General features: G+C 67.1%; 29 protein-coding genes. 20 read left to right on the top strand and 9 right to left on the bottom strand.

Annotated features, from left to right (window positions below; all coding sequences use genetic code 11):
* Positions 1 to 16 precede the first annotated feature (16 nt).
* A complete protein-coding gene (locus AB3K92_RS32685; protein ID WP_021162650.1) occupies positions 17 to 862 on the bottom strand; it encodes an NRDE family protein in 846 nt (281 codons plus the stop codon).
* A gap of 76 nt (positions 863 to 938) precedes the next feature.
* Positions 939 to 1973, bottom strand: coding sequence for a folate-binding protein YgfZ (locus tag AB3K92_RS32680; RefSeq protein ID WP_042977209.1), 1035 nt, complete (start codon positions 1971 to 1973; stop codon positions 939 to 941).
* A gap of 77 nt (positions 1974 to 2050) precedes the next feature.
* On the opposite strand from AB3K92_RS32680, the gene mltG reads away from it, so the two are divergent.
* From mltG to AB3K92_RS32635, 9 genes are all read left to right on the top strand, one after another.
* On the top strand, positions 2051 to 3070 hold the full coding sequence (gene mltG / locus AB3K92_RS32675) for an endolytic transglycosylase MltG (protein WP_021162648.1): 1020 nt from the start codon (positions 2051 to 2053) through the stop codon (positions 3068 to 3070).
* Positions 3070 to 3690 carry a dTMP kinase gene (tmk, locus tag AB3K92_RS32670; RefSeq protein ID WP_021162647.1) on the top strand — a complete coding sequence of 207 codons (621 nt, stop codon included), beginning with the start codon at positions 3070 to 3072 and terminating at the stop codon, positions 3688 to 3690. The genes mltG and tmk overlap by 1 nt, the downstream gene beginning before the upstream one ends.
* Before the next feature lie 19 nt (positions 3691 to 3709).
* Positions 3710 to 4738 (top strand): DNA polymerase III subunit delta', encoded by a 1029-nt coding sequence (locus AB3K92_RS32665; protein ID WP_059687383.1) that lies wholly within the window; start codon positions 3710 to 3712, stop codon positions 4736 to 4738.
* 141 nt (positions 4739 to 4879) lie between these two features.
* Entirely contained in the window at positions 4880 to 5659 is a 780-nt protein-coding gene (locus tag AB3K92_RS32660; RefSeq protein WP_318826924.1) for a TatD family hydrolase, read from the top strand.
* Positions 5660 to 5702: 43 nt separating this feature from the next.
* The gene (locus AB3K92_RS32655; protein ID WP_021162644.1) at positions 5703 to 6413 is read left to right on the top strand and encodes an ankyrin repeat domain-containing protein; all 711 of its coding nucleotides are present in this window, start codon (positions 5703 to 5705) and stop codon (positions 6411 to 6413) included.
* 119 nt (positions 6414 to 6532) lie between these two features.
* A complete protein-coding gene (locus tag AB3K92_RS32650) occupies positions 6533 to 6889 on the top strand; it encodes a Rap1a/Tai family immunity protein (protein ID WP_006485939.1) in 357 nt (118 codons plus the stop codon).
* 90 nt (positions 6890 to 6979) lie between these two features.
* Positions 6980 to 8152, top strand: coding sequence for a mechanosensitive ion channel family protein (locus AB3K92_RS32645; RefSeq protein WP_059494204.1), 1173 nt, complete (start codon positions 6980 to 6982; stop codon positions 8150 to 8152).
* Between the two features lie 22 nt (positions 8153 to 8174).
* A complete protein-coding gene (locus tag AB3K92_RS32640) occupies positions 8175 to 9350 on the top strand; it encodes an AAA family ATPase (RefSeq protein ID WP_369466586.1) in 1176 nt (391 codons plus the stop codon).
* 238 nt (positions 9351 to 9588) lie between these two features.
* On the top strand, positions 9589 to 10653 hold the full coding sequence (locus AB3K92_RS32635) for a glycosyltransferase family 4 protein (protein WP_021162641.1): 1065 nt from the start codon (positions 9589 to 9591) through the stop codon (positions 10651 to 10653).
* A gap of 96 nt (positions 10654 to 10749) precedes the next feature.
* On the opposite strand, the gene AB3K92_RS32630 is transcribed toward AB3K92_RS32635, so the two are convergent.
* From AB3K92_RS32630 to AB3K92_RS32620, 3 genes are all read right to left on the bottom strand, one after another.
* Positions 10750 to 11337 (bottom strand): YSC84-related protein, encoded by a 588-nt coding sequence (locus AB3K92_RS32630; protein ID WP_011352325.1) that lies wholly within the window; start codon positions 11335 to 11337, stop codon positions 10750 to 10752.
* Positions 11338 to 11568: 231 nt separating this feature from the next.
* Positions 11569 to 12018, bottom strand: coding sequence for a hypothetical protein (locus tag AB3K92_RS32625; protein ID WP_059862133.1), 450 nt, complete (start codon positions 12016 to 12018; stop codon positions 11569 to 11571).
* A gap of 259 nt (positions 12019 to 12277) precedes the next feature.
* Positions 12278 to 12568 carry a PsiF family protein gene (locus AB3K92_RS32620; protein WP_011549641.1) on the bottom strand — a complete coding sequence of 97 codons (291 nt, stop codon included), beginning with the start codon at positions 12566 to 12568 and terminating at the stop codon, positions 12278 to 12280.
* Between the two features lie 271 nt (positions 12569 to 12839).
* Between AB3K92_RS32620 and AB3K92_RS32615 the strand changes: the two genes are divergently transcribed.
* A complete protein-coding gene (locus AB3K92_RS32615) occupies positions 12840 to 13862 on the top strand; it encodes an asparaginase (protein ID WP_021162126.1) in 1023 nt (340 codons plus the stop codon).
* A 105-nt stretch (positions 13863 to 13967) separates the two neighbouring features.
* On the opposite strand, the gene lysM is transcribed toward AB3K92_RS32615, so the two are convergent.
* From lysM to gcl, 4 genes are all read right to left on the bottom strand, one after another.
* Positions 13968 to 14438 (bottom strand): peptidoglycan-binding protein LysM, encoded by a 471-nt coding sequence (gene lysM, locus AB3K92_RS32610; RefSeq protein WP_021162125.1) that lies wholly within the window; start codon positions 14436 to 14438, stop codon positions 13968 to 13970.
* Positions 14439 to 14921: 483 nt separating this feature from the next.
* Positions 14922 to 15827 (bottom strand): 2-hydroxy-3-oxopropionate reductase, encoded by a 906-nt coding sequence (locus tag AB3K92_RS32605; protein WP_330744519.1) that lies wholly within the window; start codon positions 15825 to 15827, stop codon positions 14922 to 14924.
* Between the two features lie 26 nt (positions 15828 to 15853).
* The gene (gene hyi / locus AB3K92_RS32600) at positions 15854 to 16663 is read right to left on the bottom strand and encodes a hydroxypyruvate isomerase (protein ID WP_021162122.1); all 810 of its coding nucleotides are present in this window, start codon (positions 16661 to 16663) and stop codon (positions 15854 to 15856) included.
* A 43-nt stretch (positions 16664 to 16706) separates the two neighbouring features.
* On the bottom strand, positions 16707 to 18482 hold the full coding sequence (gene gcl, locus AB3K92_RS32595) for a glyoxylate carboligase (protein WP_021162121.1): 1776 nt from the start codon (positions 18480 to 18482) through the stop codon (positions 16707 to 16709).
* A gap of 172 nt (positions 18483 to 18654) precedes the next feature.
* Between gcl and AB3K92_RS32590 the strand changes: the two genes are divergently transcribed.
* The 10 genes from AB3K92_RS32590 to AB3K92_RS32545 all read left to right on the top strand — a co-directional run bounded on the left by AB3K92_RS32590 (position 18655) and on the right by AB3K92_RS32545 (position 26275).
* On the top strand, positions 18655 to 19566 hold the full coding sequence (locus AB3K92_RS32590; protein WP_021162120.1) for a substrate binding domain-containing protein: 912 nt from the start codon (positions 18655 to 18657) through the stop codon (positions 19564 to 19566).
* A gap of 163 nt (positions 19567 to 19729) precedes the next feature.
* A complete protein-coding gene (locus AB3K92_RS32585) occupies positions 19730 to 20371 on the top strand; it encodes an RNA polymerase sigma factor (RefSeq protein WP_048021041.1) in 642 nt (213 codons plus the stop codon).
* Positions 20361 to 21254: an anti-sigma factor gene (locus AB3K92_RS32580; RefSeq protein WP_060073088.1), complete on the top strand. Its 894-nt coding sequence runs from the start codon at positions 20361 to 20363 to the stop codon at positions 21252 to 21254. The genes AB3K92_RS32585 and AB3K92_RS32580 overlap by 11 nt, the downstream gene beginning before the upstream one ends.
* 242 nt (positions 21255 to 21496) lie before the next feature.
* Positions 21497 to 21871 (top strand): 30S ribosomal protein S6, encoded by a 375-nt coding sequence (gene rpsF, locus AB3K92_RS32575; protein ID WP_006402295.1) that lies wholly within the window; start codon positions 21497 to 21499, stop codon positions 21869 to 21871.
* A gap of 40 nt (positions 21872 to 21911) precedes the next feature.
* Positions 21912 to 22211 (top strand): primosomal replication protein N, encoded by a 300-nt coding sequence (gene priB, locus AB3K92_RS32570; protein ID WP_011657069.1) that lies wholly within the window; start codon positions 21912 to 21914, stop codon positions 22209 to 22211.
* A gap of 4 nt (positions 22212 to 22215) precedes the next feature.
* Positions 22216 to 22491 (top strand): 30S ribosomal protein S18, encoded by a 276-nt coding sequence (rpsR, locus tag AB3K92_RS32565; RefSeq protein ID WP_006486248.1) that lies wholly within the window; start codon positions 22216 to 22218, stop codon positions 22489 to 22491.
* A gap of 27 nt (positions 22492 to 22518) precedes the next feature.
* Positions 22519 to 22971: a 50S ribosomal protein L9 gene (gene rplI, locus AB3K92_RS32560; protein WP_021156519.1), complete on the top strand. Its 453-nt coding sequence runs from the start codon at positions 22519 to 22521 to the stop codon at positions 22969 to 22971.
* 135 nt (positions 22972 to 23106) lie between these two features.
* Positions 23107 to 24489 (top strand): replicative DNA helicase, encoded by a 1383-nt coding sequence (locus tag AB3K92_RS32555; RefSeq protein ID WP_006486249.1) that lies wholly within the window; start codon positions 23107 to 23109, stop codon positions 24487 to 24489.
* A gap of 138 nt (positions 24490 to 24627) precedes the next feature.
* Positions 24628 to 25254: a DUF47 domain-containing protein gene (locus tag AB3K92_RS32550; RefSeq protein WP_006478627.1), complete on the top strand. Its 627-nt coding sequence runs from the start codon at positions 24628 to 24630 to the stop codon at positions 25252 to 25254.
* Positions 25255 to 25264: 10 nt separating this feature from the next.
* Positions 25265 to 26275 (top strand): inorganic phosphate transporter, encoded by a 1011-nt coding sequence (locus tag AB3K92_RS32545; protein ID WP_021156518.1) that lies wholly within the window; start codon positions 25265 to 25267, stop codon positions 26273 to 26275.
* Positions 26276 to 26371: the final 96 nt, after the last annotated feature.

Here is a 26371-nt window from a genome sequence, read left to right as displayed (position 1 = left end):
GCGCCCACCCGCGCGCTCAGCGCGGCGGGGTCGCGTCTAGGTCGAACGTGAATGCGCGCTCGAACGAACCCGGCCGCACGGTGCGGTGCGAACCGTCGTCGTCGCAGCGCTCCTTGATCTCGACCGTGAGCCGCACGCCTTCCTTCATCGTGACGCGCAGTGCGGTCGTGCCGCGCGTGCCGTATTCGGGCGTCTCGATGAACGCGGCCGACAGCGCACGTTCGCGCTCGATCGGAATGCCCGTGTGCGGCAGCGCGTCGTCGTCCGCGACATGCGGGTCGCGCATCAACGCGATCAGGTCGTCGAGCGACGGGGTCGGATTGTCGGTAAGCAGCGTGCCGAGTTCCGCGCGTTTGCGCACCACTTTCGGCCAGGGCGTATCGAGCCGCGCATTCGACAGCGCATGCACGCCGGGCGCGATCGCGACGGGGGCGGCGACGCCGCTTTCGCCTTCGGGCGCACGATTGCAGAACCACGCGAGTTCGCGCCGCCTCCAGTCGCCGACGAGCAGGTTGAAGCCGTTGTAGACGGCCGCATGCTCGGCCAGCCGCCCGAGATAGTCGAGCGGTGCAACGGACGGGCCGCCGAGGAAATCGGACACGAGCTTGCCACGGGTCGGCGCGCCGGCGCGAATGTCGAACGGCGCGCGGTAGTTCGTCAGCGCGGCGAACCGGCCGTCGCGCGACACGCCGAGCCACGTGCCGCCCGCTTCGAGATCGCGGCCGGCCAGTACGCCCGGGACGTCCTCCCACCACGAAAGCGGCGCGCTCGTCCGGCGAAAGAACTCGTCGCGGTTGGCGATGAGGGTAAAGACGGGACCGGCGGCGGCATCGGGCTGCCAGTCGAAGGCAATCAGACACATCGGGCGAATCTCTCGCAGGAAACATCGGGCGCCGGCTGCGACTCGCGAGCCGGCGCGCGAACGGGTTGTCAGTGCGTCACGCTTCCGTCGGCCATGCGTACGGCAGCGCGTCGAACGCGAGCGCCGGGCCGTCGGCCGAACCGACGTGTACCGTGCCGTTGTCGAGCGCGGCGAGCTTGATCTCGACGAGCGCGTCGATGCCGCCCGCGGGCGCGGCCGCCGCGTTGACGATCATCCCGCACGGTTGGCCGGGATCGTCGCTGTGGAACAGCTCGACGCCGGCATGCACGGTATCGGTCTCGCCGGCGACGTGCGCGAGCGCCGTGCGGCGCTTGATCGTGCCGCGGTACTGGCTGCGTGCGACGATTTCCTGGCCCGGGTAGCACCCTTTCCTGAAGTTAACGGCGCCGATCACGTCGAAGTTGACCATCTGCGGCACGAACTGTTCGACGGCAGGCTGCGTGATGCGCGGTTCGCCCGCGCGGATGTCGAGCCAGTCCCATACGGCCGGCGACACGACCGGCAGCGTACCGCCGAGCGCGGCGATGCGCGCATCGACTTCCGCACGCGGGCCGATCCACAGATAGCGCTTGCGGCCGGCCGCATCGGGCACGCGGATCAGCGTGCCGGCCGGGCCGTCGACCTTCACGTGCACGCCGTCCGGCAGCGCGTCGAAGATGCCCGACAGCGCGTCGCGCACGTCGCCCGCGAAGCCGGCCACCGCGAGCGTGTCGCTCGCGTCCGTCAGTTTCGCCTTCGCGCGCAGCACGAACATCGACAGCCGCTTCTGCACGGCGGGCTGCACGTCCTTCGACACCAGCAGGCGCACGCCGTGGCCGGCGCGCCACGCGAGGAACGATCCGAGGAGGCGCCCCTTCGGCGAGCAATAGCCGGACAGCCGCGCGCTCGCGGCGTCGAGATGCTCGATGTCGTTGGTGAGCTGGCTATGCAGGAACGTCGCGGCGTCGTCGCCGGCCACGTCGATCACGCCGAACTGCGGCAGCGGCATGCAGGCGCCCGGCGCGTCGAAATCGGCGGCGGACGGGCGGGGGAAAACGGGGAGCGAGGCAGATGCGGCCTGGGCAGCCGGTGAAGCGAACGGTGTGCTCATGGAATGAGGGAACAGTCAACCCTGACTTTGACGAAGGCGAGCAAGTATTATATGGGTCTTACCTGAGTCACGTTTCCATGTCCCTACTGAAGAAATGCGCCGCGACGATCGTGGCGCTGGCCGTCGTTGTGGCCGCTGCCGGCGCGGGCGGCGGGTATTACTGGGCAACCCGGCCACTGCTGCTGGGTTCCGCATCGCTCGACGTCACGATCAAGCCGCGCAGCAGCGTGAAGAGCGTCGCGCTGCAGCTCAGGCGCGGCGGCGTGCCGGTCGAGCCGCTCGGCTTCGTCGCGATGACGCGCGTGCTCGGGCTGTCGAGCCGGCTCAAGTCCGGCAACTACGAATTCAAGACCGGCATCACGCCGTACGAGGTGCTCCAGAAGATCGCGCGCGGCGACGTGAACGAGTACGTGGCGACGGTCATCGAAGGCTGGACCTTCAAGCGGATGCGCGCGGAACTCGATGCGAACCCCGATCTTGCCCACTCGACGGCCGGCATGAGCGACGCCGAGCTGCTGCGCGCGATCGGCGCGCCGGACAACGCGGTGCAACGCGGCAGCGGCGAGGGGCTGTTCTTCCCCGATACCTACCTGTTCGACAAGGGCACGAGCGACCTGAACATCTATCGGCGCGCCTACCATCTGATGCAGACGCGTCTCGACGAGGCCTGGGCCGCGCGCGTGCCGGGCCTGCCGTACAAGACGCCTTACGAAGCGCTGACGATCGCGTCGATCGTCGAGAAGGAAACGGGCCATGCGGCCGATCGCGCGTTCGTCGCGGCCGTGTTCGCGAACCGGCTGCGCATCGGCATGCCGCTGCAGACCGATCCGTCGGTGATCTACGGGCTCGGCGACGCGTACGACGGCCGCCTGCGCAAGCGCGACCTGCAGGCCGACACTCCTTACAATACCTACACCCGACGCGGGCTGCCGCCGACGCCGATCGCGTTGCCGGGCGTCGCCGCGTTGCAGGCGGCGATCAATCCGGCCCAGACGAGCGCGCTCTATTTCGTCGCGAAAGGCGATGGCACGAGCGTGTTCTCGGACACGCTCGGCGACCACAACAAGGCCGTGGACAAGTACATACGAGGTCAATAATGGCGAGCGGTAAATTCATCACGTTCGAAGGCATCGACGGGGCGGGGAAGACCACCCACCTGCAATGGTTCTGCGAACGCCTCCAGGGCAAGCTGGCCTCGGCCGGCCGGCAGGTCGTCGTCACCCGCGAGCCGGGCGGCACGCAGCTCGGCGAGAAACTGCGGGAGATCCTGCTGAACCAGCCGATGGATCTCGAGACGGAAGCGCTGCTGATGTTCGCCGCGCGTCGCGAGCATCTCGCGCTCGTGATCGAGCCGGCGCTCGCGCGCGGCGACTGGGTCGTGTCCGATCGCTTCACCGATGCGACGTTCGCGTACCAGGGCGGCGGCCGCGGGCTGCCGCGCGACAAGCTCGAGACGCTCGAGCGCTGGGTGCAGGGCGGCTTCCAGCCCGACCTGACGGTGCTGTTCGACGTCGCGCCGCAGGTCGCGAGCGAGCGGCGCGGCGCCGCGCGCATGCCCGACAAGTTCGAAAGCGAATCCGACGCGTTCTTCGCGCGCACGCGCGGCGAATACCTGCGGCGTGCGGAAGAGGCGCCGCACCGCTTCGCGATCGTCGACGCGACGCAGACGATTCCCGAGATTCGCCAGCAGCTCGAGCGCGTGCTCGCCGCGCTGTAATTCGCAAGGAACGCACCACATGATCTATCCGTGGCAGACCGACGACTGGAACCGCTTGCAGCAACTGCGTGCGCAATGGCCGCATGCGCTGCTGCTGCATGGCCAGGCCGGGATCGGCAAGCTGCAGTTCGCGCAGCATCTCGCGCAGGGCTTCCTGTGCGAATCGCCGCAGCCGAACGGCGAGCCGTGCGGCGCCTGCGCGGCCTGCACGTGGTTTTCGCAGGGCAATCATCCGGACTACCGGATCGTGCTGCCCGAGGCGCTGGCGGGCGAGGCGCCGGGCGCCGCGGACGACCCGAAAGCGGCCGACGCGGACGAAGGCGGCAAGAAGACCCGCGCGCCGAGCAAGGAAATCAAGATCGAGCAGGTGCGCGCGCTGCTCGACTTCTGCGGGGTCGGTTCGCACCGCGGCGGCGCGCGCGTCGTCGTGCTGTATCCGGCCGAGGCGCTCAACGTCGCCGCGTCGAATGCGCTGCTGAAAACGCTGGAGGAGCCGCCGTCCGGCGTCGTGTTCCTGCTCGTGTCGGCGCGTATCGACCGCCTGCTGCCGACGATCATCAGCCGCTGCCGGCAGTGGCCGATGACCGTGCCGGCGCCCGACGCGGCCGCGGCCTGGCTCGCGGCGCAGGGCGTCGAGCATGCGGACGCGCTGCTCGCCGAGGCCGGCGGCGCGCCGCTCGCCGCGCTGGCGCTCGCGAGCGACGAGAACCGCCCGCTGCGCGACTACACGCTCGGGCAGCTCGCGGCCGGTGCGGCATGCGACCCGTTCGCGTGCGGCGAGACGCTGCAGAAACTGCCGGTGCCGCTGGTGCTCGGCTGGCTGCAGCGCTGGCTGTACGACCTGCTCGCGCAGCGGATGGCGGGCGCGCCGCGCTACTTTCCGACGCATGCGGCGGCGCTCGCGCGCTGTGCGGAAGCGGTCGATGCGAACGCGTTCGCGCGTTTCATGAAGGCCGTGACGCGACAGCGGACGGTCGAGAACCATCCGCTCAACGCGCGGCTCGTATTCGAGGAATTGTTTCTCGGGTACCGGGAAATCTTCGCGTGATCCGGCATTGTTTCCCGTGGGTTGCGAAACGATGACCGGCTCACGCCGCGACGCGACCGTGGCCGGCCGGCCCGCGAACGCCGCCTGTTGCCGCATGCCGGCGCGTGCATGAGCGCGCGCCTTACGAATTCAGGAAACACGATGTTCGTCGACTCTCACTGCCATATCAATTTCAAGGGCCTGGCCGACCGCCTGCCGGCCGTGCTCGAGAACATGCGCGAGCACGACGTCACGCACGCGCTATGCGTGTCGGTCGATCTCGAGACGCTGCCCGACGTGCTCGCAATCGCCGAAGCGCACGACAACGTGTACGCATCGGTCGGCGTGCATCCCGATCACGAGGACATGCGCGAGCCGACACTCGTGGAGCTCGTCGAGCTGGCCGCGCACCCGAAGGTCGTCGCGATCGGCGAAACGGGCCTCGACTACTACCGCCTCGAAGGCCGCTCGATCGCCGACATGGAATGGCAGCGCGAACGCTTTCGCACGCACATCCGCGCGGCGACCGCGACGATGAAGCCGCTGATCATCCACACGCGCTCGTCGTCGGAGGACACGCTGCGGATCATGGCCGAGGAGCGCGCGGACGTGCCGGGCGGCGTGATGCACTGCTTCACCGAGCCGTGGCCGGTGGCCGAGCAGGCGCTCGCGCAGAACTTCCATATCTCGCTGTCGGGCATCGTCACGTTCAAGAACGCGACCGACGTGCAGGACGTCGCGCGGCGCGTGCCGCTCGACCGGCTGCTGATCGAGACCGACTCGCCGTACCTCGCGCCGGTGCCGTATCGCGGCAAGCCGAATGAACCTGCGTACGTCAGCCATGTCGGACGCTTTATCGCGTCCGAGCGCGGGATCGCCGTCGAGGCACTGGCCGACGCGACGACGCAGAACTTTTTCCGGCTGTTCAAGATCGCCCGCTAATGACGTGCGCGCAGCCGACAACCCAGGGAAGGAGCCCACAACAATGACGAAGCCGACCAACCATCTGCCGAAACGTGCACTCGTTGCCGCCGCGCTCGTCGCGAGCGGCCTGTTCGCGGCAGCCGGCGCACATGCCGAATCGCTCGACGCGATCGTCAAGGCCGTCAAGTTCGACGACATCGCCGACATCGGCAAGCAGCTCAAGAGCGGCAAGCTCGACCCGAACACGATCGCGCCGAATGGCGACCCGCTGATCGTGATCGCCGCGCGCGAGAAGTCCGACAAGGTCGCGGCGGCGCTCGCCGCGACGCCGAACGTCGACCTCGAGAAGGAAGACAAGGCCGGCGAAACCGCGCTGATGCTCGCGTCGCTGAACGGCGACCTCGGCCTGGCGAAGCTGCTGGTCGACAAGGGCGCGGAAGTCAGCAAGAAGGGCTGGGCGCCGCTGCACTACGCGGCCACCAACGGCCAGGACGCGGTCGTGAAGCTGCTGCTCGACCACGACGCGTATATCGATACCGCATCGCCGAACGGTACGACGCCGCTGATGATGGCCGCACGCGGCAACCATGCGTCGACGGTGACCCTGCTGCTCGACCAGGGCGCCGATCCGCAGGTGAAGAACCAGCTCGGCATCACCGCGCTCGAATTCGCGAAGCACTACAACGCGCCGGACGCGATCGAGATCCTGAGCAAGCGGACGACGCGCATCGGGGCATCGACGCCGGCAGACGCGCAAAAGAGTGCAAAATGACGGTTTTCGGTGCGGCAGACGGTGCCCGCCCGGCCGGATGCCGGCCGGAGCCGGGCATCCCGGCGCCGCGCCGGCCAGGGCAGCAGGCGGCCTCGGGCCGCATTGACATAAGGAACACCATGTTGCGCGCAATGTTTTGTGCCGCGGCGTTTGCCGTGCCGTTGTCGGCGGCGGCTTTCACGGGCGCGGATCTCGACCGGCTGTGCGCGAAGACGGACGTCAAGTCGCGGGCGTCGTGCGCGGCCTACATCGAAGGTGCCGCCGACGGCGTCTACAACACCATCGATGCGATCGGCGGCACGACGGGGCCGCGGGTCGGCCAGTATTTCTGCCTGCCGCCCGACATCCGGGCGCAGCAGATGACCGACGCGGTGCGCAAGTACATCGCGGAAAATCCGAAGCTGGCCGACTACAACGCGAGCACCGCGGTGTCGCTCGGTCTCGGCAAGGCGTTTCCCTGCAGGAGCGGCAACTGATCTGACGCCGTGTCCGGGCACGCGCGTGGCCCGGACGTCGCCGACGCATCCCAGGACGAGGCATGCACGCCTCATCACCGAAGGGCGCCGATGATTTCAATCGAGGAACTGCAGCGCATCGCCGATGCGCCGCTGCATTCGTGGCTCGGCACGCTGGCCGTGTCGGTCATCGTCATACTGGTCGTCACGGTCGTGCACCGCCTCGGCGCACGCATCGTCAAGCGCCTCGCGCAGCCGTATCCGCTGATGAGCGCGATCCTGCGCTACATCGACAAGCCGTCGCTCGTCGTGCTGGCGCTGCTGGCGCTCGAGTTCGTGTGGCTCCAGGCGGACGACGGCATGTCGTTCGTGCGCGGCATGCGCACCGCGGCCGCGGTCGGCTCGATCGTGTCGCTCACGTGGCTGCTGGTGCGGCTCGCGGCCGGCGTCGGCGACGCGATCATCCAGGCCCATCCGATCGATACGGCCGACAACCTCCAGGCGCGGCGCATCCATACGCAGGCCAAGGTGCTCGTGCGGACCGTGATGGTGCTGATCGTGATCATCGGCACCGGCGCCGCGCTGATGACGTTCCCGAACGTGCGCCAGGTGGGCGCGAGCCTGCTGGCGTCGGCCGGCGTCGCGGGCCTGGTCGCCGGTATCGCCGCGCGGCCGGTGCTCGGCAACCTGATCGCCGGGCTGCAGATCGCGCTCACGCAGCCGATCCGGCTCGACGACGTGGTCGTGATCCAGGGCGAGTGGGGGCGCATCGAGGAAATCACCGGTTCGTTCGTGTCGGTGCGGCTGTGGGACCAGCGGCGCCTCGTCGTGCCGCTGCAATGGATCATCGAGAACCCGTTCACGAACTGGACGCGCAGCAGCTCGGAGATCATCGGCACGGTTTACCTGTCGGTCGATTACCGTACGCCGCTCGCGCCGCTGCGCGAGGAGCTCGCGCGGCTCGTCCATGCGGCGCCGGAGTGGGACGGCCGTGTGCAGGTGCTGCAGGTGACCGACGCGACGGAGCGCACGATGCAGTTGCGCGCGTTGGTCAGCGCGGCCGACTCGTCGTCGTGCTGGGACCTGCGCTGCCGCGTGCGCGAAGGGTTGATCGCCTATCTGCAGGACCGCTATCCGCAATGCCTGCCGCGCAGCCGGATGGAACTGTATCCGCACGATTCCGCACCGGATGCGCCGAATCCCGAACGGCCGCACGCGCGCGCCCCTGCCGCCAGTACGGCGGCCAACACCGCGGCCGACCCGCAGGCCGTCGAAGGCCGCTGAAAGCGGCCCGCCCGTCACCGTCATGACCGTGCTGAAAACGCTTGCCATTGCCAATTACCGCTCGCTGCGCGAGCTGATCGTGCCGCTCGCGGCGCTCAACGTCGTCACGGGGCCGAACGGCAGCGGCAAGTCGAGCGTGTACCGCGCGCTGCGGCTGCTCGCCGACACCGCGCAGGGGCGCGTGATCCCGTCCCTCGCGCGCGAAGGCGGGTTGCCGTCGACGCTGTGGGCCGGCCCCGAGCGTTTCTCGCGGGCGATGCTGGACGGCGACGCGCCGGTCACCGGCACGGTGCGCAAGGGGCCCGTGAGCCTGAAGCTCGGTTTCGCCTGTGACGATTTCGGTTATTCGATCGATCTCGGCATGCCGATTCCGAGCCACTCGCAGTTCTCGCTCGATCCGGTCGTCAAGCGCGAGTGCATCTGGGGCGGCGCGGTGCTGCGCCCGTCGACGCTGCTGGTCGACCGGCAGGGCGCGCAGATCCGCGCGCGCACCGCGACCGGCGACTGGCAGACGATTCCGCAGCCGGTGGCGAGCTTCGACAGCATGATGACCGAGTTCGCCGATCCGACCGGTGCGCCGGAAATGATCGCGGTGCGCGAACGGATCCGCTCGTGGCGCTTCTACGACCATTTCCGCACCGATGCGCAGGCACCCGCGCGGCAGTCGCACGTCGGCACCCATACGCCGGTGCTCGCGGACGACGGCGCCGACCTGGCCGCCGCGCTGCAGACGATTCGCGAAATCGGCGACGGCGCGGCACTCGATGCGGCGATCGACGACGCGTTTCCGGGCGCGTCGGTCGAGATCGACAATCCGGGCGGCCGTGGCCGCTTCGACGTGCTGATGCGCCAGCCGGGGCTGCTGCGGCCGCTCGCGGCGGCCGAGCTGTCGGACGGCACGCTGCGTTACCTGCTGCTCGCGGCGGCGCTGCTGACACCGCGACCGCCGGCGCTGATGGTGCTGAACGAACCGGAAACCAGCCTGCATCCCGATCTGCTGCCGGCGCTCGGCCGCCTGATCGCGCAGGCGGCGCCGCATTCGCAGGTACTGGTCGTGTCGCACGCGGCGCGGCTCATCGCGACGCTCGAGCGCGAGGCCGGCTGCGAATCGCTGGTGCTCGACAAGCAGCTCGGCGCGACGGGGCTCGTCGACGCGGACACGCGCGACCTGCCGGCATGGAAGTGGCCGTCGCGCTGACGGGCGGCGCGGCGCGCGTTCGGGTGCGATGGCCGTGTCGGGGGCCATATCAGCCCGGCAGGCGGAATGTATCCTGCCTGTAACAACACCCATAAAATGAAAGACGGGCGGTTCCGGGCAACCGGATCGCGAATAATGAGGAGATGTCCGGCGGGCGCTGCATCGGGGCGAGCCGCGCGCGAAAGCGCAAGGGCCCGCCGGCCGTGCCGCAACGGACAGGACACAGGAGACGTGGACCATGAGAATTGCCCAGATCGCGCCGCTGACCGAATCGGTGCCGCCGAAGCTGTACGGCGGCACGGAGCGCGTCGTGTCCTACATCACCGAGGCGCTCGTCGAGCTCGGTCATGACGTGACGCTGTTCGCCAGCGGCGATTCGACGACACGGGCGAAGCTCGAGCCGGTCTGGCCGCGTGCACTGCGGCTCGACTCGTCGATCCGCGACCGGGTCGCGCCGCACATGCTGCTGATGGAGACGGTCGCGCGCCGCGCGAAGGACTTCGACGTGCTCCATTTCCACATGGATTACTACTCGTTCTCGGTCTTCAACCGGCAGGAAACGCCTTACGTGACGACGCTGCACGGCCGGCTCGACCTGCCCGAGCAGCAGCCGGTGTTCGACACGTTCAACACGGCGCCGGTGATCTCGATTTCGAACTCGCAGCGCCAGCCGCTGCCGCAGGCGAAATGGCTGACGACCGTCTACCACGGGCTGCCCGATACGCTGTACATGCCGCAGCCCGTCGAGCCGCGCTATCTCGCATTCCTCGGCCGCATCTCGCCGGAGAAGCGCGTCGACACGGCGATCCGCATCGCCCGTCAGTGCGGGTTGCCGATCAGGATCGCCGCGAAGGTCGATGCGGCCGACCAGGAATACTTCGAGCGCGAGATCAAGCCGCTCTTCGCGTTGCCGCACGTCGAATACATCGGCGAGATCGCCGATCACCAGAAGGCCGAGTTCCTGTCGGGCGCGCATGCGCTGCTGTTTCCGATCGACTGGCCGGAGCCGTTCGGCCTCGTGATGATCGAGGCGATGTCGTGCGGCACGCCGGTGATCGCGTTCAATCGCGGCGCGGTGCCTGAAGTGGTGGACGAGGGCGTGTCGGGTTTCATCGTCGAGGATGAAATCAGCGCGGTGGCCGCCGTGAACCGGCTGCACCTGCTGCCGCGCGCGCGCGTGCGGCAGCGCTTCGAGGCGCGCTTCACGTCGCGCCGCATGGCGCAGCAGTATGTCGACGTCTACCAGTCGGTGATCCGCGCGCAGAAACGCTCGCGCTTCAAGGTCATCGACTCGACGACCTGACGCGCGTCGCGCGCGGATAAAAAAACGGCGATGCCCGCGAGGACATCGCCGTTCGTGCGTGGCCCGCGCGCGGTGCGCACGGGCGGCACGCCAGCGTCAGATCTTCAGCTTCGAGACCTTCGTGCCGTTGATCGACACGTCGCCCATCAGGCCCGCGTTCGTCAGCACGACGACCTGGACCGGTGCGGTGGCCGTGGTCGTGTCGACCGCGCCGTTCGCGCCCATCTTCACGAGCGCGACCGACGCGCCGGCACCGGCGGCCCAGCCGTCCGAGCCGCGGAATTCGTCGAGCGCTTCCTGCGTCATGAACAGGAACACGATCGCCTTCGACTGCGCACCGGCCTGCAGGCCGACCGACAGCGACGACGTGTTGTAGTAGCCGACCGTGCTGCCGCCGACGCGCAGTGCGCCGTTGCCGGACTGGCCGCCGACGATGAAGCCGGCCTGGATCACGTCCGGGAAGACGAGCACGCCGCGCGACTTCGCGACGAGTTCGCGCGAACCCTTGACCGTGGAATACATGCGCGACAGCGTGGCGTCGACGCTCGAGTCGATTGCCTGGCGCTTCGACGCGTTGGTCGCGGCGTTGTCCGGCTTGTCGGGGGTGGTGGTGCAACCGGTGAGCGCGAGGCTACCGACGATGAGCGCAGCGGCGGCTTTCAGCACGAGATTCCGTTTTTGCATCGTTCTTCTCCATCGGATGACGTTCGGAGTGAGTCTCGCTCAGGGAGCGGATCACGTCGGCAGTTATATCACAGTGGATTACACCCCCTTTTCGTCCGCGCAACAAAAAGCGTCAAATCGGGCGAGGGTGTCGCGGCGTGCCAACGGACGATCCGGCGCCCGCGCGCCGGGGGCGGCGTGGCATGCGGGCGCCGCGGTCGATCGTGCGGTGGGGGGCGCCCGCGGCGCGCATCAGTGCGTGACGGGTGGAACGGGCGGCTTGATCGGCGGGCGGCGCAGCACGCGACGGATCAGCGCGATCACGACGCCGCACGCGAACAGGAACGCGGCCGGCACGACCCAATAGCCGACGAACGCATGCCACAGGTAGCCCGCGAGCGTGTTGCGGCGCAGCATGTATTCGTCGCGGGCCGCCTGCTGGCGCGGCGCGTTGGCGGCGAGCACGTCGGCCGGGCAGCCGGCCGCGCGCGCCTCGTCAGGATCCCCGTGGCACTTCGCGGCGGCGCCGGCGGCCTGCTGCGCATCGGTGAGCTGCCAGGTGGTCAGCGCGAGCTGCAGGTCCGCCTTGTTGTAGGCCATTTCCTCGCGGATCTCGCGGACGGCGACGATCGCGACGGGCACGGCCCAGAACACGATCACGATCAGCCAGCGGCGGAACCAGCGGTGTTGTCTCCATGCCATCCATGCCTCCGTTTGACGCGCGTGCGCGTCCGTCTCGAGGGCGGCCCGATGGCGCTTCTTGTACTTGGATGGGCCGCGTTGCAGCCATCATAGAAGAAATCGCGGCGAATTGCCGCACCATGTGGCGGGGCTGGCACGGCGGGCCGGGAAAGCGGGGCGGGAGAGGTCGGGGCCGGGCGCGTCGATGCGCGTGCAACGAAAACAAAAATGCCGCGCCCGCCGAAGCGGTGCGCGGCATTCGATACGGGAGCGCCGGAACTCAGGCTGCCGGCTGATTGCTCAGGCAGCTCTTCATGAACGCCTTGCGGTCGTCGCCCTTCTTGCCGGTGGCCTGCGTGTTGCATGCCTTCATCTTTTCCTGCTGCGTCATCGCCTTCGCGGGCTTCGCCGACAGGCAGTCCTTCATGAACGCCTTGCGTTCATCGCCCGTCTTGCCGGCTGCCTGGGTGTTGCAGGCCTTCATCTTGTCCTGCTGGCTGTTCGCCGCGAACGCGGGGGAAGCCAGCATGCCGCCGAGAAGCACTGCGGCTACGAGCGATTGGATTTTCATTTCGACACTCCCATGGGGTGAATTGCGTTTTATCGACGCCGTCACGACGCACCGCACGATGAGCATAGGGCCGCATCGCGCGGGGCGATCCGATTATGGCAAATCAATGTGAAAACACCAAAACGGCACTTCCTATAACGTTGCAGATACCACGTCCGTTGACGGCGCACCCGGCCGGACGATCGGGGCAAACCATGATGTGCGGCGGCCGGCCCCGGCCGCCGTGCCGGAACCTGCCGGATACCGGCCGCAAGCCTTTACAATCGCGGCCATGAATACTCTGAATCCCGCATCCCCTTCGTCCGCGGCGGCCCTGCCGCGCATCGCCGTGCTCGCCACCGGCGGCACGATTGCCGGTGCCGCGCCCGACGCGGCCAGCACGGCCGGCTACCAGGCCGGCGCGCTCGGCGTCAATTTCCTGGTCGACGCGGTGCCGGCGCTCGCGTCCGTCGCGCGCATCGACGCCGAGCAAGTCGCCAGCATCGACAGCAAGGATCTCGCGCTGCCGCTGTGGAACACGCTCGCCGCGCGCATCGACGCGCTGATGGCCGACCCGGCGGTCGACGGTATCGTGATCACCCACGGCACCGACACGCTCGAGGAAACCGCGTATGCGCTGCACCTGGTCGTCAGGGGCGACAAGCCGGTCGTGCTGACGGCCGCGATGCGGCCGGCGACCGCGCTGTCGTCCGACGGCCCGCTGAACCTGCTGAATGCGGTGACGGTGGCCGCGCATCCGTCCGCGCGCGGGCAGGGCGTGCTGGTCGCGTTCAACAACCGGATCCACGGCGCGCGCGACGTGGTGAAGACGAGCACCTATGCGGTCGACGCGTTCCAGTCGCCGGAACTCGGCGCGCTCGGCTGGGTGCAGGACGGCCGGGTCGAATTCGCACGCCGCGTCACGCGTTCGCGCGACGCGCAGCTGGCGATCGCCGCAGCATGGCCGCCCGTCGAAGTGGTCGCCAGCTACGCGGGTGTGACGCGCACGGCCGTCGACGCGCTCGTCGCGGCCGGCGTGCGCGGTCTCGTCGTCGCCGGCACCGGCAACGGCTCGATCCATGTGACGCTGCAGGCGGCGCTCGCCGATGCGGTGAACGCGGGCGTGGCGGTGGTGCGTGCGTCGCGCGTCGGGTCGGGGCACGTGATGCGCAACGGCGCCGCGAGCGACGATGCGCTCGGTTTCGTGAGCGCGGGGTCGCTGCACCCGTTCAAGGCGCGCGTGCTGCTGATGCTCGCGCTCGCGAACGGCATTCACGATCGCGACGCATTGCAACGCGCGTTCGATACGCTGTGATTCGATGACGGGATGACCGATACGCGCCGATTGCACGGCGCGCGTCGCCCATGAAAAAGGCAGGCCGAGCGGCCTGCCTTTTTTGCGTCAGTGCTGCACGAATGCTCAGGACTGCGGCGGAATCACGAGCTTCTGGCCCGGGTAGATCCGGTCCGGGCTCGACAGCATCGGCTTGTTCGCCTCGAAGATCGCCGGGTACTTGTTCGCGTCGCCATACACTTCCTTGGCGATCGCCGACAGCGTGTCGCCCGGCTTCACGTCGTGGTACTGCACTTCCGGATCGTCCGGTTGCAGATCGTCGTCGTTGACGCCCGCGACGCCCTGCACGTTGCCGGCCGCGACCTTGACCTTCGCCTTCGTGTCGAGGTCGGCGACGCTGCCCGACAGCGTCACGGTGCGCGATGCGCCGTCGAACGCCACGGTCAGGTTCGACGTATCGAGACCCTGCGTGTTGATGTAGTTCTTGATGGCATCGGCCGCGGTCTGGTTTGCGGCATTCGGATCTTCCGCTGCTTGCGCGTCGGCATGACCCAGCAGTTTTTCACCCGCCTCTTTGATAAACGAAAGAAGACCCATCGTTGCACTCCTTGGGTGGTTGAAAAGAAAACGCGCCGTGAAGTGGCGAAAAAAACACCGCGCTGGGCGCGGTCACCGGAAGTGACCACAAGCGCGGCGGTTTTCTCGAAAGGCGTGGCGAAAGTGTAGGCGTTCAGCGCGACGATTGCATGAAAAATCGCACGCTCGAACGTAAAGAAATGTAATACGCGAAATCCGACAGGCGGACACCCGACGACGACGTCTGACCGACCAAGGCTTCCCCGGCGTCGCCGGGTGCCGCTGCGGACCCCACCACGCCGCTCTCAGCCCAGAGCGGCGTTTTTCGCCCCGTCCCGCATGCCGTCGGCAGTGCAGGGCGGGGCGCCCCACCGTGATGCGCACGTGTCTCGCGCATCGATGCGACCGGTCGTGCCGGTCGCGTGTGTCATTCGCGTGTCCGTCATCGCGACGGACCGCGCGTTACGGCATCATCCGAACGAAGCCGCGCCAGGCGGCATGCGTTCAGCCCGCCGTCTTCTCGATCTCGAAGTTCGACATGATCTCGAGCGCACGCACGAGTGCCGAGTGATCCCATGCCTTGCCGCCGTGCGATGCGCACACGCTGAACAGCTGCTGCGCGCTCGCCGTGTGCGGCAGGGCGAGGCCGAGCTTGCGTGCGCCGTCGAGCGCGAGGTTCAGGTCCTTCTGGTGCAGTTCGATGCGGAAGCCCGGATCGAACGTGCGCTTCGTCATCCGCGCGCCGTGCACTTCGAGGATGCGCGACGCGGCGAAGCCGCCCATCAGCGCCTGGCGCACGCGCTCCGGATCCGCGCCCGAGCGTGCGGCGAACAACAGCGCTTCGCCGACGGCTTCGATGTTCAGCGCGACGATGATCTGGTTCGCGACCTTGCAGGTCTGGCCCGCGCCGTTGTCGCCGACGAGCGTGATGTTCTTGCCCATCTTCTCGAACAGCGGCTTCGCGCGCTCGAATGCCGCCTCCGGGCCGCCGACCATGATCGTCAGCGTCGCTTCGCGGGCGCCGACTTCGCCGCCTGACACCGGCGCGTCGAGGTAGTCGCAACCGAGCGCGTTGATCTGCTTCGCGAATTCCTGCGTGTCGAGCGGCGAGATCGAGCTCATGTCGATCACGAGCTTGCCGGCCGTCAGGCCCTTCGCGACGCCGTCGTCGGCGAACAGCACGTTACGCACGTCCGGCGTATCCGGCACCATCGAGATGATGATGTCCGCGTTCCGTGCGACTTCGGTCGAGTTCGCGACGACCTTCGCGCTCGTGCGCAGGTCGTCGGGAATCGGGAACGCGCCGTTCACGACGAGCTGGTGGTCACCCTTGAGCAGGTTGCGCGCCATGTGCGCGCCCATGATGCCGAGGCCGATGAAACCGATGGTTGCCATGTGAAAGTCTCCTATAGGGGCGTATGCGGAAAGGGCGGATCTCAGGCGGCGCGACGCGCCGAGCCCGGTGCGCAGCCGGCGACGCTGTGCAGCCAGCCGAGGCCTTCCGTCGTGGTGGTGCGGGGCTTGTATTCGCAGCCGACGTAGCCGGCATAACCGAGCCGGTCGAGCAGCGCGAACAGGAATGCGTAGTTGATCTCGCCCGTGCCCGGCTCGTTGCGGCCCGGGTTGTCCGCGAGCTGGACGTGGCCGATCGACGCGAGGTTGCGTTCGATCGTCGCGGCCAGTTCGCCTTCCATGCGCTGCATGTGATAGATGTCGTACTGCAGGAACAGGTTGTCCGAGCCGACCGCGCGGATCACGTCGAGCCCTTCCGACGAGCGGTTCAGCGCGAAACCCGGGATGTCGAAGCTGTTGCACGGCTCGACGAGCAGGCGGATGCCTTCGCGCTTCAGCGCGTCGGCGGCAAAGCGCAGGTTGTCGACGATCGTGACGAATGTCTTGTCGCGCGCCGTGCTCGCCGACGGAATCCCGACGAGGCAGTTCAGCTGCGGCACCTTCAGCGCCTTCGCGTACTCGATCGCGCGGCCGACACCTTCCTGGAACTCGCCGACGCGATCGGGCAGGCACGCGATGCCGCGCTCGCCCTGGTCCCAGTTGCCGGCGGGCAGGTTGTGCAGCACGAGGCGCAGGCGATGCGTCTCGAGCCGCTCGGCGAGTTCCTCTTTCGCGTACGGGTACGGGAACAGGAACTCGACGGCGTCGAAGCCCGCATCGGCGGCCGCCTTGAAGCGGTCGAGGAACGGCACTTCGTTGAACAGCATGGTCAGGTTTGCAGCAAACTTCGGCATGAGCTAAGCCTCTTCGGTCGGTCAGTCAAAAATGGCGTGCGGTTCAGTCGAGCATCGAGATCGCGGTCGGTGCGTGCTCGGCCTTTTCGGCGAGATCCTCGAATTCGTTGATCGCGTCGATTTCGGTACCCATCGAGATGTTCGTCACGCGCTCGAGGATCACTTCGACGACCACCGGCACGCTGAATTCTTCCGCGAGCGTTTGCGCCTGGCGCAGCGCCGGCTCGATCTCTTCCGGCTTGAACACGCGCAGCGCCTTGCAGCCGAGGCCCTCCGCGACGGCCACGTGGTCGACGCCATAGCCGTTCAGCTCCGGCGCATTCACGTTGTCGAACGCGAGCTGCACGCAGTAGTCCATGTCGAACGCACGCTGTGCCTGGCGGATCAGGCCGAGGTACGAGTTGTTCACGACGACGTGCACGTACGGCAGCTTGAATTGCGCGCCGGCTGCGAGTTCCTCGATCATGAACTGGAAGTCGTAGTCGCCGGACAGCGCGACGATCGGGCGGCTCGGGTCGGCGGCACGCACGCCGAGCGCGGCGGGGATCGTCCAGCCGAGCGGGCCCGCCTGGCCGCAGTTGATCCAGTTGCGTGCCTTGAACACGTGCAGGAACTGCGCGGCGGCGATCTGCGACAGGCCGATCGTGCTGACGTAGCAGGTATCGCGGCCGAACACCTTGTTCATCTCTTCGTACACGCGCTGCGGCTTGACCGGCACGTTGTCGAAGTGCGTCTTGCGCTGCAGCGTGCGCTTGCGTGCCTGGCAGTCGGCAACCCATGCGCTGCGGTCCTTCAGCTTGCCGGCGGCCTTCCATTCCTGCGCGACCGCGACGAACAGTTCGAGTGCGGCTTTCGCGTCCGACACGATGCCGAGATCCGGGCCGAACACGCGGCCGATCTGCGTCGGCTCGATGTCGACGTGCACGAACTTGCGGCCCTTCGTATAGACCTCGACGCTGCCCGTGTGACGGTTCGCCCAGCGGTTGCCGATGCCGAGCACGAAGTCGGACGCGAGCAGCGTCGCGTTGCCGTAGCGGTGCGACGTCTGCAGGCCGACCATGCCGGCCATCAGCGGGTGGTCGTCCGGAATCGCGCCCCACGACATCAGCGTCGGGATCACCGGCACGCCGACCGTTTCCGCGAACTGCACGAGCAGGTCTTCGGCCGCCGCGTTGAGCACGCCGCCGCCCGACACGATCAGCGGCTTGTCCGCGTCGTTGAGCATTGCGAGCGCCTTCTCGATCTGCGCGCGGGTGGCCGCGGGCTTGTAGACCGGCAGCGGTTCATAGGTGTCGATGTCGAACTCGATTTCGGCGAGCTGCACGTCGATCGGCAGGTCGACCAGCACCGGGCCCGGACGGCCCGAGCGCATCAGGTGGAATGCCTGCTGGAACACGCGCGGCACCAGCGCCGGTTCGCGCACGGTGACGGCCCACTTGGTGACGGGCTTTGCGATCGATTCGATGTCGACGGCCTGGAAGTCTTCCTTGTACAGGCGGGCGCGCGGTGCCTGGCCCGTGATCGCGAGGATCGGGATCGAGTCGGCGGAAGCGGAGTAGAGACCGGTGATCATGTCGGTGCCGGCCGGGCCCGACGTGCCGATGCACACGCCGATGTTGCCCGGGGCCGCACGCGTGAAGCCTTCGGCCATGTGCGACGCGCCTTCGACGTGGCGGGCCAGCACGTGGCTGATGCCGCCGGACTTGCGCATCGCCGAGTAGAACGGGTTGATCGCCGCACCCGGCACGCCGAACGCGGTCTGGATGCCTTCCTTCTCGAGCACGAGCACAGCTGCGTCGACGGCTCTCATCTTGGCCATGAATGTCTCCTTGAATGGGGTGGATCTTGCGAATGGGTCTGTTGGGGACACTTTAGGGATGCAGGAAAGGTTTGATAAGATCAGCCGAAGTCGCTTTTTTCGAAACTAAAAGTATGGAATGACGGCCGGGCGGGGCTTTCCGCCGGAGCCGGAACAGAGACGGAGACGGGAGATGGATCGCTTCAAGCAGATCGAGACGTTCGTGCGCGTGGCCGATGCCGGCAGCCTCGCGGCGGCGGCGCTCGAGGAGGGCGTGTCGCCGGTCGTGCTCGGGCGGCGCATCGACGCGCTCGAGAAGCGGCTCGGCGTGAAGCTGATGTACCGCTCGACGCGGCGGCTGGTGGTCAGCGAGGAGGGGGCGGCGTTCCTCGAGCGCTGCCGCGGGCTGCTGTCCGAATGGGACCAGGCCGAGAACGAACTGGCCGCCGGGCGGCGCGCGGTCAGCGGGCACCTGATCGTGTCGGCGCCGGCCGCGTTCGGGCGCAAGCATGTCGCGCCGCACGCGCCGGGCTTTCTGGCCGACAAGCCCGAGATGCAGTTGTCGTTCAACCTGACCGACCGCGTCGTCGATCTCGTGCGCGAAGGCTACGACCTGTCGATCCGGATCGGCGGTGCGGTCGATCCGAACTTCGTCGCGGTGAAGCTCGCGTCGAACCGGCGCGTCGTGTGCGGCACGCCCGAGTATTTCCGCCGGCACGGCCGGCCGAAGTCGCTCGACGACCTGCTGAGGCACAACTGCCTGGCGTTCAACCTGCAGGGCGGGCAGAACCGCGGCTGGTATTTCCAGCGCCACGGCAAGATCGCGACGATGCGCGTGGCCGGCAACCTCGACTGCAACGACGGCGAACTGCTGCACCGCTGGGTGGCCGAAGGCCTCGGGCTTGGCTGGCGCTCCACCTGGGAAATCGCCGCGCAGCTCGAGACGGGCGAGCTCGAGACCGTGCTCGACGAATACGCGCTGCCCGATTACGACATCCTCGCGGTCTATCCGCAGCAGCGCTACGTGCCGGCGCGCGTGCGTTATTTCATCGACTACCTGCGCGCCGCGTATGCGCGCCCCGGTTACTGGAGCACCACGCCGTAACGGGAGGCGGGCGGCCCGCCGATTTTTTTACGCTTCATGCGCCCGGCGCGGGAATAAACTCGACGCAGCAACGGTATGGTCATCGAGCGCGCACGTTGCCGGTCTGTCCGGGCGCCGTGCGCGGAACGGGCGCGGTTTCGGCCGCCGGGACCAGGGAGGCCATGTGGGGCAAGCCGGACAGGCGGTCGAAGAACGGGTGGCAGACGACGCAGTCGCGCGCGGCGAGCGGTTTCGCGCGCTCGTGCTGCCGCATCTCGACGCCGCGTACAACCTCGCACGCTGGCTGAGCGGCAACGCCGGCGATGCGGACGACGTCGTCCAGGACGCGTGCATGCGCGCACTGCGCTTCGTCGATTCGTGTCGCGGCGACAACGCGCGGCCGTGGCTGCTGACGATCGTGCGCCACACCTGGTACACGGAGTGGCGCCGCCGCACGCATGCGCACGAGGTCGCGCTGCCCGACACGCTGGACGACACCGACGTGCCCGACGACTGGCAGCCCGCCACCGAGGATCCGCTCGCGCACCTGCTGCGCGGCGAGAACGTGCGGCTCGTGAACGCGGCGCTCGCGAAGCTGCCGCCCGAATACCGCGAGGTGCTGGTGCTGCGCGAGATGGAGGACCTGAGCTACCGCGAGATCGCGGCGATCGCCGACGTGCCGGTCGGCACGGTGATGTCGCGGCTCGCACGTGGCCGGCGCAAGCTCGCCGCGCTGCTGGGCGGCGCGCCGGCACCGGCGGCCGAAGGCAGGCCGGGCCGTACGCCGGCAGGCGGAACCGCATCGGAGGCTATCGATGGACTGTAACGAAGCGCGAGCGTTGCTGGACGCGGACGTCGACCGCGAGCTGTCGGCGCCCGACGCGTTGCGGGTCCAGCAGCATGTCGAAGGGTGCGACGTGTGTCGCCAGGAACGCGAACGGATCGTCACGCTGGTGCAGGCCGTGCGTCAGGCCGACTATCACCGTGCGCCGGATGCGTTGCGGGCGAGCATTCTTGCGAGCCTGCCTGCCGCGGCCGACGCGCCTGCCCGCGAGCAGGCGCGGGCGGAGCCGCAATCCGGATCCCGATCGCAGCCGCGGCGGCCGCGCGGGCGTAACGGGTTGTCCTGGCTGCGGGGGCTTGGCGGGGCGGCACGCCCGGCCACGGCCGGCACCGGGCCGCGCGTCGCGGCATTGCCCGGCCTCGGCTGGGGCGTCGCGCTGCTGGTGGCGCTTGCCGCGGCGGGCGGGATGGTGGTGTCCGCGCGCCACGCCGACACCGACCGCACGGTCGACGAACTCGTGTCGAGCCACGTGCGTGCCGACCTGTCGGCGCGCGACATCGACGTGATCTCGACCGACCGGCACACGGTCAAGCCGTGGTTCAACGGCCGGCTCGACTATGCGCCGCCGGTCGAGGATCTCGCGGCGAACGGCTTCGCGCTGGTCGGCGGCCGGCTCGACTACGTCGGGCGCCGCCGTGTCGCGGTGCTGGTCTACCGTTACCGGCAGCACGTGATCGACGTCTATGTGCGGCCGGCCGGGGAAGGGCCGGGGGCGCCGTACTCGACCGTGTCGCAGGGTTATGCGCTCGATCGCTGGGATGCGGCCGGGATGACGTGGTGGGCCGTGACCGACGCCGAGCCGTCGGCACTTGCGGCGTTCAGGACCGCACTCGACGCGCGGCTGGCCGGCACGCGCAGCGAGTGACGTCGCGACGGCTGCCTGCGGGCCCGCCGCCCGCTTGCGCTCCGACCCTGAGCGGGGAAAAGGCCGAAGAATGGCCCGGCTGCCCGGCCTCGCCCCTTCAAGTCTTTGAAATCATGGCCGAATCCGCACGCCGATCGTCGATTGGTCTTGCATGCGCCCCGTATCCGGGTTAGAATTTTCGGCTTCTCACTTGCCACACCGGTTCAGACGCCCGGGTGGCTTTAATCCACAAGGAGTGTGTAATGCGTCATTACGAAATCGTATTCATCGTGCACCCCGATCAGAGCGAGCAAGTGCCCGCGATGATCGAGCGTTACAAGACCACGATCACGTCGCACGGCGGTCAGATCCACCGTGTCGAAGACTGGGGCCGTCGCCAACTGGCCTACATGATCGAGAAACTCGCGAAGGCTCACTACGTCTGCATGAACATCGAGTGCGACCAGACGACGCTCGACGAACTCGAACACGCGTTCAAGTTCAACGACGCCGTGCTGCGCCACCTCATCGTCAAGATGAAGAAGGCCGAAACCGGCCCGTCGCCGATGATGAAGGAAGTTCAGCGCGAAGAAGCCAAGAAGGCGGCTGCAGCTCAGCCGACCGAAGCGCAGGCTTAAGTTCGTCATTCATTAAGCCATCAAGGAGCGCGCCACTCACGTGAACAGGTTGCAATTGACGGCGAGCGTCGTCGAACGCGCACCGGTGCGATATACGCCGGCAGGTGTTCCGATCGCAAGCGCCACATTGCATCACCGCACGGAAGTCGTCGAAGCAGGCATTCCCCGTCAGGTCGAAATGACGATCGAGGCGGTGGCGGCCGGTGAGGCGAGCGGCAGGCTGGAAAGCCGTGAAATGGGCGTCGAAACGCTGTTCACGGGCTTCCTGGCAAAGAAAAGCCGCAACGCGAGAACCTTGGTGTTTCACATCACAGCATTGCAGGACATTGGAAAGGACTGAAATCATGCCCCGCCCGACTGGTAAGAAATTCGACAAGCGTCGTCAGCAACAAAACCCGCTCTTCAAGCGCAAGAAGTTCTGCCGTTTCACGGCCGCAGGCGTCGAGCAGATCGACTACAAGGACACGGAAACGCTGAAGGACTTCATCGGCGAAAACGGCAAGATCACGCCGGCGCGTCTGACGGGTACGAAGGCGCACTATCAGCGTCAGCTCGACACGGCAATCAAGCGTGCGCGTTTCCTCGCGCTGCTGCCGTACACCGATCAGCACAAGGCGTAACTCGGCGACGCCATAAGGAGAATTCGAATGCAAATCATTCTGTTGGAAAAAGTCGCCAATCTGGGCAACCTCGGCGACATCGTCAAGGTCAAGGACGGTTACGCTCGCAACTTCCTGATCCCGAACCGCAAGGCTCGCCGTGCAACGAAGGAAGCGATCGCCGAATTCGAAGTGCGCCGCGCTGAACTCGAAAAGATCGCCGCTGAAAAGCTGGCAGCATCGCAGGCAGTCGGCGAGAAGCTGAACGGCCAGTCGTTCGAAATCACGCAGAAGTCGGGCGTTGACGGCCGTCTGTTCGGCTCGGTCACGAACGGCGACGTCGCGGAACTGCTGAAGAAGGCAGGTTTCGAAGTCGAGAAGCTGCAAGTTCGCATGCCGGAAGGCCCGCTGAAGATGATCGGCGAGCACAACGTCCAGGTCGCGCTGCACACGGACGTCGTCGTCGACGTCACGATCAACGTGATCGGCGACCACGCGTAAGCGTACGCAAGCTTTCCGGGCGGCTTCCGTCGTCCGGACAAGGGCAGGCGCCCGGGCAACCGGGGCCTGCCTTTTTTATTGCCCGATCGCCGGAGCGGTAGCGCTGCTGCGATCTATTCGCGATAATCCCAACCCATGAACGCGCCGCAAGATCCCCAAATCGAATCGCTGAAAGTCCCGCCGCATTCGGTCGAAGCCGAACAGTCGGTGCTCGGCGGCCTGTTGCTCGACAACGCGGCATGGGACCGGATTGCCGACTTCCTGTCTCAGGGCGATTTCTATCGCTACGATCACCGGATCATCTACGAGCACATCGGCCGGCTGATCGCGTCGACGCGCCCGGCCGACGTCGTGACCGTGTACGAAGCGCTGACCACGTCCGGCAAGGCCGACGACGTCGGCGGCCTCGCGTACCTGAATGCCCTCGCGCAGAACACGCCGAGCGCCGCGAACATCCGCCGTTATGCGGAAATCGTGCGCGACCGTGCGGTGCTGCGCCGGCTCGTGTCGGTTGCCGACGAAATCTCGGCCGATGCGTTCAACCCGCAGGGCAAGGAAGTCCGTCAGCTGCTCGACGAGGCCGAATCGAAGGTGTTCTCGATCGCCGAAGAGGGCGCGCGCGGCAACCAGGGCTTCCTCGAGATCGGCCCGCTGCTCACGCAGGTCGTCGAGCGCATCGACACGCTGTACCACACCGCGAACCCGAGCGACGTCACGGGCACGCCGACGGGCTTCGTCGACCTCGACCGGATGACCTCCGGGATGCACGGCGGCGAACTGATCATCGTCGCGGGACGACCGTCGATGGGTAAGACCGCGTTCTCGATGAACATCGGCGAATACGTCGCGGTCGAGTACGGGCTGCCGGTCGCGGTGTTCTCGATGGAAATGCCGGGCACCCAGCTCGTGATGCGTATGCTCGGCTCGATCGGCCGGCTCGACCAGCACCGGATGCGTACCGGGCGCCTGACGGACGAGGATTGGCCGAAGCTGACGCACGCGGTGCAGAAGATGAGCGAGGCGCAGCTCTTCATCGACGAGACGGGCGGCCTGAACCCGATGGAATTGCGCTCGCGCGCGCGGCGCCTGGCGCGGCAGTGCGGCAAGCTCGGCCTGATCATCGTCGACTACCTGCAGCTGATGTCGGGTTCGTCGCAGGGCGAGAACCGCGCGACCGAAATCTCGGAAATCTCGCGATCGCTGAAGAGTCTCGCGAAGGAACTCGACGTGCCGGTGATCGCGCTGTCGCAGTTGAACCGTGGCCTCGAACAGCGCCCGAACAAGCGTCCGGTGATGTCCGATTTGCGCGAATCGGGCGCAATCGAACAGGATGCGGACGTGATCCTGTTCATTTACCGCGACGAAGTTTACAACCCGGACAGCCCCGACAAGGGCACGGCCGAGATCATCATCGGCAAGCAGCGTAACGGCCCGATCGGCCCCGTTCGGCTCACGTTCCTGGGGCAATACACGAAGTTCGACAACTTTGCGGGAGCGCAGACGTTCTACGGCGAGTAACGCCGATTGTAAAGTCCTAAATCGCCAAACGTTGTATCCAATCCCGGTGCGCGCATGTGCGCGCGTCGCGGCGCGACCGAAAACGGTACAATGTCGCCCGTTTTCGTGACAGTAGTTTGACAATCTCTCAGGAATCCCATGTTCGGTCGATTCATGCCCACCGAGGGCAAGTTCTTTGAACTCTTCAACGCGCACGCGAAGCACATCGTTTCCGGTGGCCGCGAGCTCGAACTGCTGATCGACAATCTCGCCGACGCCGAGATTCACAAGCAAAACGTGCAAATTGCCGAGAAGGCCGCTGACAAGCTCACGCACGAGGCGATCGATCTGCTGCACAAGACTTTCATCACGCCGCTCGATCGCGACGAGATCCACAAGCTGATCACGACGATGGACGACATCCTCGACCTGATGGAAGACGTCGCGACCGCCGTGTCGCTGTACGACGTGCAGTCCGTCACGTCCGAGGCGAGCCAGCTCGCGCACATCGTCACGCAGTCCGCCCAGCACGTGCAGCAGGCGGTCGGGTTGCTGTCGGACATGAAGCAGTCCGCGCAGATCCTCAAGCAGTGCGAGGAGATCGACCGCTGGGAATCGGAGGCCGATCGCGTGCTGCGCGCGGCGATGTCGAAGCTGTTCCGCGAGGAAGACGACGTGAAGACGCTCATCAAGCTGAAGGCGATCTACGAGCTGCTCGAAGAGATCACCGACAAGTGCGAGGACGTCGCGAACATCATCGAAGGCATCGTGCTGGAAAACGCCTGAGCGGACCACGATGCATTCGATACAACTCGCCCTCTGGATGGTCGCGACGCTCGTTCTCGTCGCGCTCGTATTCGACTTCATGAACGGCTTTCACGACGCGGCGAACTCGATCGCCACCGTCGTGTCGACCGGGGTGCTGAAGCCCCAGCAGGCCGTCGTGTTCGCGGCCGCGTTCAACGTGATCGCGTATTTCATCTTCCACCTTAAAGTCGCGCAGACCGTCGGCAAAGGCACGATCGACCCCGAGATCGTCGACCACTACGTCATATTCGGCGCGCTGGTCGGCGCGATAGGCTGGAACGTGATCACCTGGTACTACGGGATTCCGTCGAGCTCGTCGCACGCACTGATCGGCGGCCTCGTCGGCGCCGCGCTCGCGAAGTCGGGCTGGGGCTCGCTGAACATCGACGGGCTGCTGAAGACGGTTGCGTTCATCTTCATTTCGCCGCTGCTCGGTTTCATCCTCGGTTCGCTGTTCATGCTCGGCGTGTCGTGGCTGTACTTCCGAACCGCGCCCAGCAAGGTCGACCGGCGCTTCCGCCGGCTGCAGCTGCTGTCGGCCGGCTTGTACAGCCTCGGCCACGGCGGCAACGACGCACAGAAGACGATCGGCATCATCTGGATGCTGCTGATCGCGAGCGGCTACGCATCGGCCACCGCCGATGCGCCGCCCGCGTGGGTGATCGGCGCGTGCTACCTGTCGATGGGCCTCGGCACGCTGTTCGGCGGCTGGCGCATCGTGCGCACGATGGGCCAGAAGATCACGAAGCTCAAGCCGGTCGGCGGTTTCTGCGCGGAAAGCGGCGGGGCGATCACGCTGTTCATCGCGTCGTTCCTCGGCATTCCCGTATCGACCACGCATACGATCACCGGCGCGATCGTCGGTGTCGGTGCGACACAGAAGCTGTCGGCCGTGCGCTGGGGTGTCGCCGGCAACATCGTGTGGGCGTGGGTGCTGACACTGCCCGCAGCCGCGCTGTTCGCGGCCGGCGGATGGTGGCTCGGCCACCAGATCTTCTGATCGCCAGCACTGTCGAACGGACATGAAGTGCGCCGCAAGCCGAAAGGCTGCGGCGCATTTTCTATTGGGGCGGCGGAAGGGGGCGGCGAGGTGGAG

The organism is Burkholderia sp. Bmkn7, from assembly GCF_041103175.1.
Classification (GTDB): domain Bacteria; phylum Pseudomonadota; class Gammaproteobacteria; order Burkholderiales; family Burkholderiaceae; genus Burkholderia; species Burkholderia cepacia.
This window is presented reverse-complemented; position numbering and strand designations above follow the sequence as displayed.

Excerpts from the sequence above, each read along its gene's own strand:
- AB3K92_RS32655 (WP_021162644.1), top strand. The coding sequence starts at position 5,703 with ATGACGAAGCCGACCAACCATCTGCCGAAACGTGCACTCGTTGCCGCC.
- AB3K92_RS32640 (WP_369466586.1), top strand. The coding sequence starts at position 8,175 with ATGACCGTGCTGAAAACGCTTGCCATTGCCAATTACCGCTCGCTGCGC.
- AB3K92_RS32580 (WP_060073088.1), top strand. The coding sequence starts at position 20,361 with ATGGACTGTAACGAAGCGCGAGCGTTGCTGGACGCGGACGTCGACCGC.
- AB3K92_RS32620 (WP_011549641.1), bottom strand. The coding sequence starts at position 12,568 with ATGAAAATCCAATCGCTCGTAGCCGCAGTGCTTCTCGGCGGCATGCTG.
- tmk (WP_021162647.1), top strand. The coding sequence starts at position 3,070 with ATGGCGAGCGGTAAATTCATCACGTTCGAAGGCATCGACGGGGCGGGG.
- AB3K92_RS32685 (WP_021162650.1), bottom strand. The coding sequence starts at position 862 with ATGTGTCTGATTGCCTTCGACTGGCAGCCCGATGCCGCCGCCGGTCCC.
- hyi (WP_021162122.1), bottom strand. The coding sequence starts at position 16,663 with ATGCCGAAGTTTGCTGCAAACCTGACCATGCTGTTCAACGAAGTGCCG.
- AB3K92_RS32650 (WP_006485939.1), top strand. The coding sequence starts at position 6,533 with ATGTTGCGCGCAATGTTTTGTGCCGCGGCGTTTGCCGTGCCGTTGTCG.
- AB3K92_RS32665 (WP_059687383.1), top strand. The coding sequence starts at position 3,710 with ATGATCTATCCGTGGCAGACCGACGACTGGAACCGCTTGCAGCAACTG.
- AB3K92_RS32660 (WP_318826924.1), top strand. The coding sequence starts at position 4,880 with ATGTTCGTCGACTCTCACTGCCATATCAATTTCAAGGGCCTGGCCGAC.
- rplI (WP_021156519.1), top strand. The coding sequence starts at position 22,519 with ATGCAAATCATTCTGTTGGAAAAAGTCGCCAATCTGGGCAACCTCGGC.
- AB3K92_RS32630 (WP_011352325.1), bottom strand. The coding sequence starts at position 11,337 with ATGCAAAAACGGAATCTCGTGCTGAAAGCCGCCGCTGCGCTCATCGTC.
- AB3K92_RS32590 (WP_021162120.1), top strand. The coding sequence starts at position 18,655 with ATGGATCGCTTCAAGCAGATCGAGACGTTCGTGCGCGTGGCCGATGCC.
- AB3K92_RS32625 (WP_059862133.1), bottom strand. The coding sequence starts at position 12,018 with ATGGCATGGAGACAACACCGCTGGTTCCGCCGCTGGCTGATCGTGATC.
- AB3K92_RS32680 (WP_042977209.1), bottom strand. The coding sequence starts at position 1,973 with ATGAGCACACCGTTCGCTTCACCGGCTGCCCAGGCCGCATCTGCCTCG.
- AB3K92_RS32555 (WP_006486249.1), top strand. The coding sequence starts at position 23,107 with ATGAACGCGCCGCAAGATCCCCAAATCGAATCGCTGAAAGTCCCGCCG.
- rpsR (WP_006486248.1), top strand. The coding sequence starts at position 22,216 with ATGCCCCGCCCGACTGGTAAGAAATTCGACAAGCGTCGTCAGCAACAA.
- AB3K92_RS32550 (WP_006478627.1), top strand. The coding sequence starts at position 24,628 with ATGTTCGGTCGATTCATGCCCACCGAGGGCAAGTTCTTTGAACTCTTC.
- lysM (WP_021162125.1), bottom strand. The coding sequence starts at position 14,438 with ATGGGTCTTCTTTCGTTTATCAAAGAGGCGGGTGAAAAACTGCTGGGT.
- AB3K92_RS32635 (WP_021162641.1), top strand. The coding sequence starts at position 9,589 with ATGAGAATTGCCCAGATCGCGCCGCTGACCGAATCGGTGCCGCCGAAG.
- rpsF (WP_006402295.1), top strand. The coding sequence starts at position 21,497 with ATGCGTCATTACGAAATCGTATTCATCGTGCACCCCGATCAGAGCGAG.
- AB3K92_RS32645 (WP_059494204.1), top strand. The coding sequence starts at position 6,980 with ATGATTTCAATCGAGGAACTGCAGCGCATCGCCGATGCGCCGCTGCAT.
- mltG (WP_021162648.1), top strand. The coding sequence starts at position 2,051 with ATGTCCCTACTGAAGAAATGCGCCGCGACGATCGTGGCGCTGGCCGTC.
- AB3K92_RS32545 (WP_021156518.1), top strand. The coding sequence starts at position 25,265 with ATGCATTCGATACAACTCGCCCTCTGGATGGTCGCGACGCTCGTTCTC.
- gcl (WP_021162121.1), bottom strand. The coding sequence starts at position 18,482 with ATGGCCAAGATGAGAGCCGTCGACGCAGCTGTGCTCGTGCTCGAGAAG.
- AB3K92_RS32615 (WP_021162126.1), top strand. The coding sequence starts at position 12,840 with ATGAATACTCTGAATCCCGCATCCCCTTCGTCCGCGGCGGCCCTGCCG.